At 69.8% G+C, this 12,548-nt stretch carries 9 protein-coding genes; 4 read left to right on the forward strand and 5 right to left on the reverse strand.

Going from position 1 to position 12,548, the window contains the following annotated elements; all coding sequences use genetic code 11:
* Positions 1 to 215: 215 nt before the first annotated feature.
* On the reverse strand, positions 216 to 1,340 hold the full coding sequence (gene ribA / locus CEK68_RS18595; RefSeq protein WP_152240275.1) for a GTP cyclohydrolase II RibA: 1,125 nt from the start codon (positions 1,338 to 1,340) through the stop codon (positions 216 to 218).
* A 284-nt stretch (positions 1,341 to 1,624) separates the two neighbouring features.
* On the opposite strand from ribA, the gene CEK68_RS18600 reads away from it, so the two are divergent.
* Positions 1,625 to 2,146 carry a GNAT family N-acetyltransferase gene (locus CEK68_RS18600; protein WP_017911888.1) on the forward strand — a complete coding sequence of 174 codons (522 nt, stop codon included), beginning with the start codon at positions 1,625 to 1,627 and terminating at the stop codon, positions 2,144 to 2,146.
* Positions 2,147 to 2,182: 36 nt separating this feature from the next.
* Here the strand turns inward: CEK68_RS18600 and CEK68_RS18605 are convergent, their stop codons facing one another.
* Entirely contained in the window at positions 2,183 to 3,097 is a 915-nt protein-coding gene (locus CEK68_RS18605) for a lauroyl acyltransferase (RefSeq protein WP_043094562.1), read from the reverse strand.
* A 182-nt stretch (positions 3,098 to 3,279) separates the two neighbouring features.
* Between CEK68_RS18605 and dtd the strand changes: the two genes are divergently transcribed.
* Together dtd and rpoD are read left to right on the forward strand one after the other, a co-directional pair.
* A complete protein-coding gene (dtd, locus tag CEK68_RS18610) occupies positions 3,280 to 3,720 on the forward strand; it encodes a D-aminoacyl-tRNA deacylase (protein ID WP_152240276.1) in 441 nt (146 codons plus the stop codon).
* Between the two features lie 114 nt (positions 3,721 to 3,834).
* A complete protein-coding gene (gene rpoD / locus CEK68_RS18615; RefSeq protein WP_010340704.1) occupies positions 3,835 to 5,697 on the forward strand; it encodes an RNA polymerase sigma factor RpoD in 1,863 nt (620 codons plus the stop codon).
* Positions 5,698 to 5,910: 213 nt separating this feature from the next.
* Here rpoD and CEK68_RS18620 read toward each other — a convergent pair whose 3' ends face one another.
* From CEK68_RS18620 to CEK68_RS18630, 3 genes are all read right to left on the reverse strand, one after another.
* Positions 5,911 to 7,197 (reverse strand): AGE family epimerase/isomerase, encoded by a 1,287-nt coding sequence (locus CEK68_RS18620; protein ID WP_152240277.1) that lies wholly within the window; start codon positions 7,195 to 7,197, stop codon positions 5,911 to 5,913.
* 90 nt (positions 7,198 to 7,287) lie between these two features.
* Entirely contained in the window at positions 7,288 to 8,592 is a 1,305-nt protein-coding gene (locus CEK68_RS18625; protein ID WP_152240278.1) for a sugar MFS transporter, read from the reverse strand.
* Positions 8,589 to 9,638, reverse strand: coding sequence for a LacI family DNA-binding transcriptional regulator (locus CEK68_RS18630; protein WP_043094570.1), 1,050 nt, complete (start codon positions 9,636 to 9,638; stop codon positions 8,589 to 8,591). Before CEK68_RS18630 ends, CEK68_RS18625 begins: the two co-directional genes overlap by 4 nt.
* A gap of 131 nt (positions 9,639 to 9,769) precedes the next feature.
* On the opposite strand from CEK68_RS18630, the gene CEK68_RS18635 reads away from it, so the two are divergent.
* A complete protein-coding gene (locus CEK68_RS18635; protein WP_152240279.1) occupies positions 9,770 to 12,151 on the forward strand; it encodes a GH92 family glycosyl hydrolase in 2,382 nt (793 codons plus the stop codon).
* The last annotated feature ends 397 nt before the right edge of the window (positions 12,152 to 12,548 follow it).

Below are 12,548 nucleotides of genomic sequence, written 5' to 3' on the forward strand. Positions count from 1 at the left end.
CGGCCAGTCCGCGGGCGCCGGGGGGGCGGCGAAAGCGCTGGGCGCGGCGGGGGAGTCGTCCATGGGCGGCGGTGCGATCACGTCGGGGTCTCGGGGCGCGGGCGCGCGGCGTGGCCTGCGATCCTAACGCGGCGATGGCGGGCGTGCGCTGTCCGCGGCGCGGTTTCCGTCCAGATCCACGCAGGCGGTGGAGGGTGCCGGGCCGCGGCGGTGGTTCAGCGCGCCGCGCGCAGCAGCGCGTCCACGTCCAGCGCGTGGCCGGCGCGGGCGGCCTTGGTGCGCAGGTAGCCCTCGTTCTCGGCGGTGATCGTGCCGGTGACCGGAATGCGCTCGGTCACCTCGATGCCGGCCGCGCGCAGGCGCTCGGCCTTGTTCGGATTGTTGGTGAGCAGGCGCACGCGGCCGATGCCGAGCCCGCGCAGCATCGCCACGGCGCTGCCGTAGCGGCGCTCGTCGGCGCCGAAGCCCAGTTGCGCGTCGGCGTCGATGGTGTCCAGGCCGTCGTGCTGGTAGCCGTAGGCGCGCATCTTGGTGGCGATGCCGGTGCCGCGGCCTTCCTGGTCCAGATACAGCAGCACGCCGCCGCCCAGCGCCTTGAGCTTGGCCAGGCCGTGCCTCAACTGGTCGCCGCAGTCGCACTTGAGCGAGCCGAACAGGTCGCCGGTGAGGCAGGAGGAATGCACGCGCACCGGGACCGGCGCGCTCAGGTCGGGCTGGCCGATCACGATCGCGACCTGGTCGCGCTGCGCCACGCCGCCGCGGAACACCACGAATTCGCCAGGGCCCAGGTCGCGCAGCGGCACCTGGGTGCGGGTGACCAGGGTGTAGCTGTCGGAGGCGGCGAGGGCGCAGCCGTGTTCCAGGTCGTCCAGGCGCAGCGACTGGCAGCCCTGGAAGGCGCTGCTGTCGGCGCCCAGGTCCGCCGCGACCATCGCCGGCAGCAGCAGGCCCAGGCGCGCGATCTCGGCGGCGCCGGCATCCATCGCGTCGCCGGGCTGCCAGTGCGCGGGCACCGGGCCGTCGCGCAGGTAGGCCAGCGCCGCCAGCGCGTCGTAGGAGTGCCCGGCCAGGGCGATGCGCGCGCCCTGCGGCGCATCCAGGCCCAGCACCTGCGCCCGCGGCGGCGTCACGAACAGGTAGTGCCGCTGCCCGGTGGCCTCGGCGAAACCGAGGTAGGACGGTTCGGTACTGCTGTCCAGCGCCATCACCGCGCGGGTGCGGCCGTTGCCGTCTTCGAGCAGGACCGGGCGCCCGGCACGCAACTCCGATGCCGCGCGTTCGCTGCGGATCGCGGCAGGATCGCCGAAGGCGTGCGCGGAAGGGGCGGTGGGGCTGGTCATGCACGACTCCAGATGGGGGATCGGCGGCGCCGCTTCAAGGCTGCCGCATCCGGTCGCGGCGGCCCCGGCGCGGTGCCGGTCGGCGCCGATGGCGCTCGGGCGCCATTGTCGCGCGCTTTGCCGGACGCGCCAGCCTGCAGGCGATGGAACGCACTGTGCCCGCTCGCGCGCGCCGCCGATGCAACCAAATCGGCGGCTGCGGCAACGCGCCGGCGTGAGGGGAGGTGTGCACGTGCCGCCGGTTGCTTGCTACTGTGCGGCACCGCGTCCGCTCCGGCCCCCGCATGCAGCTCGTCGATTGCACCGAACCGCGCCACGCCATGGCGATCTTGGAGATCTTCAACGACGCCATCGTCCACTCCACCGCGCTGTACGACTACCGGCCGCGCCCGCCGGAAAGCATGGCGGCGTGGTTCGCGACCAAGCGCGCCGGCAACTTCCCGGTGCTGGGCCTGGAGGACGCCGACGGCACCCTGCTCGGTTTCGCCAGCTACGGCACCTTCCGCGCCTGGCCGGCGTTCAAGTACAGCGTCGAGCACTCGGTCTACGTGCACCGCGACCACCGCGGCCGTGGCGCGGGCCGACGCCTGCTGCAGGCGCTGATCGACACCGCGCAGGCGCGCGGCGTGCACGTGCTGGTCGGCGGCATCGACGCCAGCAATGCCGGCAGCATCGCCCTGCACGAGCAACTCGGCTTCGTGCACGCCGGCACCGTGCGCGAGGCCGGCTTCAAGTTCGGGCGCTGGCTGGACCTGGCGTTCTACCAGCGCATCCTCGCCGGCCCGGCGCAGCCGCACGACGATTAGCGCGGGCTTTGTCAGAGGCGAGCGCCTCAGTCGCTCTTAGTGCGGATGGCGCTCGGTGGCGTAGGGATTGGGCTCGGCCGGGTCCGGGCGCAGGGTGTAGCGCTTGTAGGTCCATTGGTACTGCGCCGGGTCGCGCCGCGCCACCCGCTCCACGCCTGCGTTGAGCGCGGTGGCCGCGCGCAGCGGGTCGGCATCGGCGATGTCCGGCGGCGCCGGCTGCACGTGCAGGGCGAACTCCAGGTCGTTGCCGACGCGCTCGCACCAGGCGAACAGCACGGTGGCGCCGGTGCGCTCGGCCAGGCGGTTGACCAGGGTCATGGTCAGCGCCGGCACGCCGAAGAACGGTGCGAACACGCCATCGCCGGCCTTGGGCTGCTGGTCGGGCAGGATGCCGACCGCGCCGCCATCCTTGAGCGTCTTGAACAACTGCCGCACCGCCGGACCCTCGGCGCGCACCTGGCGCACCCGCTCGCCGCTGCGCACCAACTGCAGGAAGGCGTCGCCCACGGCCGACTCCGGTGCGCGGTAGACGATGGCGATGTCGCCGCGCGAGGCCAGCCACTGGTTGAGCAGCTCCCAGTTGCCGAAATGCGGCGCGGCCACGATCACCCCGCGGCCGGCGGCCAGCGCCGCGTCGTACAGGTCCTGGCCGTGGCGCAGGCGCAGCCGCGCCAGGTTCTGCTCCGGCGGCCGGGTCCACAGCGCCAGGGTCTCGAACGCCTGCCGCGCGGTCGAGCGCAGCACGTCGCGCTGCAGCGCCACGCGCTCGCTGGGCAGCAGCTCCGGATAGGCCAGCTCCAGGTTGCGCCGGACCACCCGGCTCTCGCGCGCATCCAGGCGCAGCCACAGCCCGGCCAGGCCGTCGGCCAGGCGCCGCAGCCACGGCCACGGCAGGCGCGCCAGGGCGGCGGCGCAGCGGTACAGCAGGGAAGCGAGCGTCGCGGGTTTCATCGGCCCAGTTTATCCGCTCGGCGCATCTGGCCTGCCCGACCGGCATCGCGGATCGCGTCGCCGGCACGCGATCCGGCTTCCCCAATCCCGGCGGTTCGGCGATGATCCTGCGTGATCGCAGCCGTTCGCCAAGCGCGCGGGCGATGCCGAATCCCCAATCCCCAATCCCCAATCCCAGCCCTATGCTCTCGCTGATCCAACGCGTCACCCAGGCCTCGGTCAGCGTCGATGGCGAGGTCGTGGGCCAGATCGGGCCCGGTCTGCTGGCGCTAGTGGCGGTGGAGCCGGGCGACGACGAGCCCAAACTGCAACGCATGGCCGAGCGCCTGCTCGGCTACCGGGTGTTTTCGGACGCCAGCGGTCGCATGAACCGCTCGTTGCGTGACACCGGCGGCGGCCTGCTGCTGGTCAGCCAGTTCACCCTGGCCGCCGACACGCGCTCGGGGATGCGGCCCAGTTTCACCACCGCCGCGCCGCCGGCCGAGGCTGAACGCGGCTTCAACCGATTGCTGGAGCTATGCCGCGCGCAACACCCGCCAGGGGTGGAAAGCGGCCGCTTCGGTGCCCATATGATCGTCAGCCTGGTCAACGACGGCCCGGTCACTTTCCTGCTCCGGCCGTAGACGCCGGCGCGTTCCTGGCGGAGCCGTTCAGGCTCCTCGTCCGGCAAGCGGCGGTCCGGGCTGTTATAATGCTAGGTTCACTCATTCACCTACCTGCCGGTGGCGCGAGCACTCATGGCCAACGAACGTCCTGCCCAGCAATCCGACATCAAGCAACTGATCAGCAAGGGCCTGGAACAGGGCTATCTGACCTACGCGGAAGTCAACGACCATCTTCCCGACGATCTGGTCGACCCCGAACAGATCGAAGACATCATCGGCATGATCAACGGCATGGGCATCGATGTCCATGAAGTTGCGCCCGATGCCGAAACCCTGTTGCTCAACGACGGCAACACCGGCAACCGCGAAGTCGACGATACCGCGGCCGAAGAAGCCGCCGCGGCGCTGACCGCGCTCGACACCGAAGGTGGCCGTACCACCGACCCGGTGCGCATGTACATGCGCGAGATGGGCACAGTAGAACTGCTGACCCGTGAAGGCGAGATCGCCATCGCCAAGCGCATCGAGGAAGGTCTCGGCCAGGTGCAGGCCGCGCTGGGCGCGTTCCCGCTGGCGGTGGAGACCCTGCTTGAGGACTACGAGCAGCACAAGGAAGGCAAGAAGCGCCTGGCCGAGATCGTGGTCGGCTTCAACGATCTGATCGAGGAAGAGCCGGCGCCGCCGGTCGCGGTGTCCGACGACGACAGCGCCACCGATGCCGATGCCGACGAGGATGACGACGAAGACGTCGACACCGCCGAAGAGGATGCCGGCCCGACCGGTCCGGATCCGGCCGAGGTCGCCCGGCGCATGGAAGTGCTGGCCACCGAATACGCCAAGTTCAAGAAGGCCCACGCCAAGAACGGCGCCGAGCACAAGCTGGTCACCAAGCTGCGCAACGACATCGCCGAGGTGTTCGTCACCCTGAAGCTGCCGCTGCCGCTGACCGACGTGCTGGTGCGCAAGCTGCGCGACACCATGGCCCAGGTCAAGGACCACGAGCGCCGCGTGCTGCACCTGGCCACCCACGTGGCACGCATGCCGCGCAAGGACTTCATCCGTTCCTGGGAAGGCAACCAGACCAACGTGGCCTGGGTCGACGACGCGCTCAAGCGCAAGCAGAAGTGGTCGTCGGCGCTGCGCGACGTCAAGGACCAGATCATCGCCGAGCAGGAAGCCACCGTGGCGGTGGAGCAGGCCACCTACCTGAGCCTGGCCGAGCTGAAGGAAATCAGCCGCGCGATGGCCTATGGCGAAGCCAAGGCGCGCAAGGCCAAGAAGGAAATGGTCGAGGCCAACCTGCGCCTGGTGATCTCGATCGCCAAGAAGTACACCAACCGCGGCCTGCAGTTCCTCGACCTGATCCAGGAAGGCAACATCGGCCTGATGAAGGCGGTGGACAAGTTCGAGTACCGCCGCGGCTACAAGTTCTCGACCTATGCCACCTGGTGGATCCGCCAGGCGATCACCCGCTCGATCGCCGACCAGGCGCGCACCATCCGCATCCCGGTGCACATGATCGAGACGATCAACAAGTTGAACCGCATTTCCCGGCAGATGCTCCAGCAGTACGGCCGCGAGGCCACCCCGGAGGAGCTGGCCAAGGAAATGGACATGCCCGAGGACAAGATCCGCAAGGTGATGAAGATCGCCAAGGAGCCGATCTCGATGGAAACCCCGATCGGCGACGACGAGGATTCGCATCTGGGCGACTTCATCGAGGACACCAACGTGGAGTCCCCGATCGAGAACACCACCAACATCAACCTGTCCGAGACCGTGCGCGACGTGCTCGCCGGGCTGACCCCGCGCGAAGCCAAGGTGCTGCGCATGCGCTTCGGCATCGACATGAACACCGACCACACCCTCGAGGAAGTCGGCAAGCAGTTCGACGTGACCCGCGAGCGCATCCGCCAGATAGAGGCCAAGGCGCTGCGCAAGTTGCGTCACCCGAGCCGTTCGGAACAGCTGCGCAGCTTCCTCGACATCGACTGATCGCGCGCGGTTCGCGGTCACGACAGAGCCCCGCCATGTGCGGGGCTTTTTTGTGGGTGCAGATGCCGGATCGAACGGTGCGCCGCATCCCTTGTAAGAGCGGCTTCAGCCGCGACCGGGCCTTCCCGGGAACACCTGGTCGCGGCTGAAGCCGCGCCTACAACGGGCAACAGGGGCGCAGGATCGCTGCACCTCTGTGCAGGTCGCATCCGCTTACGCGAACGCCTGGCTGCCGCGCATCACCGTCAGCACGTCGTGGCAGGCGCCCATGGTGTGGTAGTCGGTCTTGCCGGCCGGGCTCTTCTCGTCGCTGTAGCTGCGGTTGTCGCGGCTGAGGATGCGGAACCAGGCGCCGTAGCGGTGGTCGACCAAGTGCTCCCAGGAATATGCCCACAGCTTGTCGTAGGCGTTGCGATACGCGGCATCGCCAGTGGCGGCCAGCAGCCGCGAGGCCGCGGCGATGGCTTCGGCCTGCACCCAAAAGTACTTGTCGTCGTCGCAGAAGTAGGTCGGCGCCGCGGCCACGTCGGGCACGCCGACCACCGGCGCCTCTTCGGTGCCGGAGGCGAAGCCGTAGACGATGCCGCCATGCTGCGCGTCCCAGCCGTGCGCCAGGGCGGTGTCGAACAGGTGCCGTGCGGTCGGCAGCAGCCACGCCGGCGCGGTGCCGGTGGACGCCTGCAGGTGCCCGTGCAGCAACACCAGCAACTTGGACCACTCGACCTGGTGGCCGGGCTGGAAGCCCCACGGCCGGAACAGGTGCTTGGGGTTGTCGCGGTTGTAGTCCCAGTCCACCTGCCAGTCGGCGTCGTAGTGCTCCCACACCAGGCCGCCGGCCAACGCCGCCTGGCGGCGGGTGATGTGGTCGGCCAGCAGCAGCGCACGCTGCAGGTAGCGCGGCTCGGCGCTGGCCTCGTAGGCGGCGATCAACGCTTCGCACAGGTGCATGTTGGCGTTCTGGCCGCGGTAGCTGGAGAACGTCCACTCCGGCGTCGCCTCGTCGCGGTACAGGCCGGCGGCGGCATCCCAGTAGCGGGTTTCCAGCAGTTGCCAGGTCTCGTCCATCCACGCGTCGGTGTCCAGGCCGGCCTTCTTCGCGGTGGCGTAGGCCAGCAGCACGAAGGCGGCGCCGTAGGCGTGCTGGGTGCGGTCCTCGGCCACGCCGTCGCGCAGGGTCCACACGTAGCCGCCGCTGGCGGTATCGCGGTGCACCTCGCGCAGGTAGCGCAGGCCGTGGCGCGCGGCGTCCAGGTACTCGGCGGCCAGCGGCGAGTCGGCGAACTCGATCGCCGCCATCGCGTAGTTGAAGACGAAGCGGGTGCTGCTGACCAGGTGGCGATGGCCGGCGTCGTACACGCTGCCGTCGTCGCGGAAATAGTGGAAGAAACCGCCCGCCGGGTCGATCGCGCGCGGGTGGTAGAAGGCCATGGTGTCGGCGATGTGCGCGCGCAGGACGGCGGTGTCGGCGAAGTCGGGCAGGGGCGTGGCGGGCAGATTCATGCGGTTGACTGGCGAGCTGGGTGAGGGAAGGGAAGACAGCGGCGCACGGCGGCAGCGTGTGCGCCGCCGTGCCGGGAACGGATCAGCGGATCAGTGCATCACGCGCGCGGTCGGCGCGGCGGTGGGTGCGGTCGCCGCCAGCTCCGCCGACAGGCGCGAACCGCGCAGGCCGTACCAGACGATGTAGGCGTAGCACAGCAGCGGGATCACGAAGGCATGCTGGATGCCGATGGCGTCGGCCAGCGCGCCCTGCGCCAGCGGCACCAGGGCGCCACCGACGATGCCCATGATCAGCAGGCTGGAGGCCTTGCTGGTGAGTACGCCCAGGCGCTCGATGGCCACGGTGAAGATGGTCGGGAACATGATCGAGTTGAACAGGCCGATCGCGATCACGCTCCACATCGCCACGTGGCCGGTGCTGAGCATGGTGGCGATCAGCAGCAGCGAGGCGATACCGGCGAAGGTCGCCAGCAGCTTGCGGGCCGGGACGAACTGCAGCAGCGCCGCGCCGGCAAAGCGGCCGACCATCGCGCCGCCCCAGTAGAACGGCAGGTAGTGGCTGGCAGCGGCTTCGGTCAGGCCGCCGGTGGTGGGGCCGGAGATGTAATTGATCAGGAAGCTGCCGATCGACACTTCCGCGCCCACGTACATGAAGATCGCCACCACGCCCCACAGCAGGTGCGGGTGGCGCAGCGCGTCGGCGAAGCTGTGATGCGATTCGGTGCTGGCATCGTTGTCCTCGCGCAGCGACGGCACCCGCATCACCAGCACGAACACCGCCAGCAACAGCAGGCCGCCGGCCAGCATCAGGTAGGGGATTTCCACCGAGCGCGCCTGCTCGATGCGATAGGCGGACAACTGCTCGGGATTCATCGCCGCCAGCTGGTCGGCGCCGAGCACCGCGCCGGCCAGGATCAGCGGGCCGATCAGCCACGGGAACACGGTGGTGCCCAGCGAGTTCAGCGCCTGGGCGAAGTTGAGCCGGCTCGGCGCCTTCTCCGGCGCGCCGATCAGGCTGATGTACGGATTGGCCGCCACCTGCAGCAGGGTGATGCCGCTGGCCAGCACGAACAGCGCGGTCAGGAACAGCGGATAGGAGGGCAGGCGCGCGGCCGGGTAGAACATCGCCGCGCCGATCGCAGCTACCACCAGGCCGATGACGATGCTGGCCTTGTAGCCGGTCCGCGACACCACCGCGCCGGCCGGCACCGACATCAGGAAGTAGGCGCCGAAGAAGGTGAACTGGATGAGCATCGACTGCGCGTAGTTCATCTGGAACACGGCTTTCAGATGCGGGATCAACACGTCGTTGAGGCTGGTCAGGCCGCCCCAGGTGAAGAAGATCATGCTGACCACCGCAATGGCGGCGGTGTTGGACAGCGGGCGACGGCTCATGCAGCGACTCCGGGAACGGGCGAGAGGGCGACCCGGCTGCTGGCGCGCAGGCACAGCCGGGCGGGGGCGATGGTAAGCGCAGGCAGGGCCTGGCGGTGGCGCAGTGCGTCCAGCACCAGGCGCGCGGCCTGCATGCCGCGCTCGCGCGGGGCGACGGCGACGGTGGACAGCGGCGGGGTGGCGACGGCGGCCTCGGGAATGTCGTCGAAGCCGATCAGCGCGTAGTCGCGGCCGGCGATGCGGCCACGTTCGGCCAGGCCGCTGGCCAGGCCCAGCGCGACCACGTCGTTGTAGCAGACCAGCGCGGTCGGCAGCGGGTCGCGCGCGCACAGCGCGCCGGCCTGGCGCGCCGCTTCCAGCCGGGTCGGCGCGCACTCGATCAGCCACGCCGGGTCGACCGCGATGCCGGCGGCGGCCAGCGCCTCGCGATAGCCGGCGCGGCGCTCGGCGCAGGAACTGGACTGGCGGTGGCCGCCGAAGAAGGCGATGGCACGGTGGCCCTGCGCCAGCAGGTGTTCGGTGGCCAGGCGCGCGCCACGACGGTTGTCCAGCGCCAGCAGCGGCCAATCGCCGTCCAGCGCACGATTGAACAGCAGCACCGGCAGGCGCGGCCCCAGCAACTGGCGCAGGCGCGCCGCGTCGGTGTTCTCGGTGGGCGAGAGGATCATCGCCGCGGGGTGGTGTTCGATCAGCGAGGCCAACACGGTCTGCTGGCGCTCCGGCGATTCGCCGGTGCTGCCCATCAGCATCACGTAGCCGGCCTCGGCCAGCGCCGCATCCACGCCGCCGGCGAACTCGGCGAAGAACGGATTGGCCAGGTCGTTGACCACCAGCGCCACCGCATTGGACGCGCGGCCGCGCAGGCTGGCCGCGCCGCGGTGGTAGACGTAGCCCTGGCGGGCGATCTCCGCCGCCACCCGCGCGCGCGTGTCCGCATGCACCAGCGGGCTGTTGCGCAGCACCAGCGACACGGTTGCCCGCGACACGCCGCAGGCGGCGGCGATGTCGGACACGGTGACGCGTTTGTCGGCGGAAGACGGCGCCACGGCGCATTAGACCGGTTCAAAAGGTCGCTCATCCTGCGCCGTCGTGATCCGATCCGCATTTTGCAGTGCAGCAAGGCATTGCAGTGGCTTTGTGCTATCCGTTTGGATCGATTCGATACGGGGAGCCTGCCATGCGCAGCTCGAGGACGCTGGGCGGCGCTGCCGCACTGCTGCTGGCCGCGCTGTGGCAGATCGCATCCGCCGTCGCGGCGGCGGGCGGTGACGCCGGCGAACGTGCGGTGGCCGCGGTGGACCCCTTCATCGGCACTGGCGGCGAGGGCCACACCTATCCCGGTGCCACGGTGCCGTTCGGCATGGTCCAGCTGAGTCCGGACACGCGCATCCAGCCGCGCAAGGACGCCTACGGCTGGGCGGCCGGCTACCGCTACGACGACCGCAGCCTGGTCGGCTTCTCGCACACGCATTTCTCCGGCACCGGCCACTCCGACCTGGGCGACGTGCTGCTGATGCCGATCAGCGGCGCGGTAAGGCTGGAACGCGGCGACCCGGACACACCCGGCAGCGGCTACAGCGCGCGCTTCCGCCACGACGACGAGCGCGCCGAGCCGGGCTACTACGCGGTGACCCTGGACGACTACAAGGTGCGCGCCGAACTCACCGCCAGCGCCCGCGTCGGCGTGCACCGCTACACCTACCCGGCCGGCCAGCCGGCGCACGTGCTGCTGGACCTGCGCACCAGCCTGTACGACTACCCGGGCAAGATCAGCTGGTCGCGGTTGCGCCTGCGCGCCGACGGCACCGTCACCGGCTTCCGCGAGACCCGCGGCTGGGCGCCGGGGCGGCAGCTGTACTTCGCCCTGCGCTTCTCGCAGCCGCTGCGCGGCCATGCCTTCCACAACACCGAGCAGGACATCCCCTACAAGGGCTTCCCGCCGCCGGGCGACAACGACCCCACCCAGCGCGCGCAGATCGAAGGACGGCAACTGGTGGGATCGTTCGACTTCGGCGACGCCCTGCGCGGGCCGCTGCTGGTCAAGGTGGCGATCTCGCCGGTCAGCGAGGACAGCGCCATCGCCAATCTCGACGCCGAAGTGCCGGGCTGGGATTTCGACGGCGTGCGCCGTGCGGCGCGTGCGCAATGGGCGCAGGCGCTGGGCGCGGTGGAGGTCGACGCGCCGCCCGCGCAGCGCACCCAGTTCTACACCGCGCTCTATCACAGCCTGCTCGGCCCGACCCTGTTCATGGACAGCGACGGTCGCTATCGCGGGCCGGACAACGCCGTGCAGCAGGCGCAGGGCTACACCCACTATTCGACGTTCTCGCTGTGGGACACCTACCGCGCGCTGCATCCGCTGCTGACCATCGTGCAGCCGCCGCAACGCACCAACGACATCGTCAACTCGCTGCTCGCGCACCAGCGCGAAAGCCCCTACGGTGTGCTGCCGGTGTGGGCGTTCCACGGCCTGGAGACCTGGTGCATGATCGGCTACCACGCGGTGCCGGTGATCGCCGACGCGTACATGAAGGGCATCCGCGGCTACGACACCGACGCCGCGCTCAAGGCCATGGTGGCCAGCGCCAACTACGGCCCCTACGACGGCATCGCCCAGTACCGCGAACTCGGCTATGTGCCGATCGACGAGGAAGGCGAGGCCGCCTCCAAGACCCTGGAATACGCCTTCGACGACTGGACCATCGCGCGCATGGCGCAGGACATGGGTCGCAGCGAGGTCGCCGCCGCCTTCGCCAAGCGCGCCGGCAACTGGCGCAACGCCTTCGACCCGGACACCGGCTTCATGCGCGCGCGCAAGCGCGACGGCAGCTTCCGCACCCCGTTCGATCCGGACGCCAGCGGCTACGGCACCGACTACACCGAAGGCAACGCCTGGCAGTACTCCTGGTACGTGCCGCAGGACGTGGCCGGCCTGGCCCGTGCGCACGGTGGCGACGACAAGCTGCTGGCGCGGCTGGACCAGGTGTTCGACGCCAAGGTCGATCCCAAGGTGTTCGCGCACATGGAGGACATCACCGGGCTGATCGGCTGGTACGCGCACGGCAACGAGCCCAGCCATCACGTCGCCTATCTGTATGCCTACGCCGGGCAGCCGTGGCGCACCCAGGCGCGCCTGCAGCAGATCATGCGCAGCCAGTACGCCGCGCGCCCGGACGGGCTGGCCGGCAACGACGACATGGGGCAGATGTCGGCCTGGTACGTGTTCACCGCGCTGGGCTTCTACCCGGTGGCGCCGGCCAGCAACGAGTACATCCTCGGCCGCCCGTTCCTGCCGCGCGCCACCCTGGCGCTGCCCAACGGCAAGCGCTTCACGGTGATCGCCGACGGCCTGGACGACGCGCACCCCTATGTCGGCAGCGTCGCCCTCAACGGGCGACCGCTGAACCGCGCGTTCCTGCGCCACGAGGAACTCATGGCCGGCGGCGAACTGCGCTTCACCCTGCAGGCCACGCCCAACACCGCCTGGGCGGCGGGCGCGGGTACCGAGCGCGCGTTTTCGATGAGCTCAGGCGGGGCGGATGCGCCAGGGGACCAATAGCACGGCCTTCCCGTGGGGGTACTGAGAACGTGGCTGCGACGAACCGGTCGCGCGACTACCGCCACCGCCTTGTAGCGGTACGAGGAGCGCTGCATGAGGTGCGTCTAGACCGGCGTCGAGCGCCTGGCCCGCGGCCAACCTGGATCAGGCGCATGCCTTGTCGCGGCACGTGACAGCATGATGTCCAGTGCTTTTCAATGGAGACGGCCCGTCCCGCGAGATTCCTCCGAATCTTTGATGCTATTACGCGTGCCGCTGGAACGCCATTCGTTCGATTTCGGGCCTCGTTCAGGCCGAAACCTAAGTCTCCGTGCGCGTTAGAGAAGACGTCGGCAGTTGCTCCAATGCGCATGGAACGCTGTCGGAGATCGCTAGATGTGATCTCTCAGTAGGTTGT

Origin of the sequence: Xanthomonas sp. LMG 12461, from assembly GCF_009192935.1 — a bacterium.
Classification (GTDB): Bacteria; Pseudomonadota; Gammaproteobacteria; order Xanthomonadales; family Xanthomonadaceae; genus Xanthomonas_A; species Xanthomonas_A sontii.

Excerpts from the sequence above, each read along its gene's own strand:
- ribA (WP_152240275.1), bottom strand. The coding sequence starts at position 1,340 with ATGACCAGCCCCACCGCCCCTTCCGCGCACGCCTTCGGCGATCCTGCC.
- CEK68_RS18600 (WP_017911888.1), top strand. The coding sequence starts at position 1,625 with ATGCAGCTCGTCGATTGCACCGAACCGCGCCACGCCATGGCGATCTTG.
- CEK68_RS18605 (WP_043094562.1), bottom strand. The coding sequence starts at position 3,097 with ATGAAACCCGCGACGCTCGCTTCCCTGCTGTACCGCTGCGCCGCCGCC.
- dtd (WP_152240276.1), top strand. The coding sequence starts at position 3,280 with ATGCTCTCGCTGATCCAACGCGTCACCCAGGCCTCGGTCAGCGTCGAT.
- rpoD (WP_010340704.1), top strand. The coding sequence starts at position 3,835 with ATGGCCAACGAACGTCCTGCCCAGCAATCCGACATCAAGCAACTGATC.
- CEK68_RS18620 (WP_152240277.1), bottom strand. The coding sequence starts at position 7,197 with ATGAATCTGCCCGCCACGCCCCTGCCCGACTTCGCCGACACCGCCGTC.
- CEK68_RS18625 (WP_152240278.1), bottom strand. The coding sequence starts at position 8,592 with ATGAGCCGTCGCCCGCTGTCCAACACCGCCGCCATTGCGGTGGTCAGC.
- CEK68_RS18635 (WP_152240279.1), top strand. The coding sequence starts at position 9,770 with ATGCGCAGCTCGAGGACGCTGGGCGGCGCTGCCGCACTGCTGCTGGCC.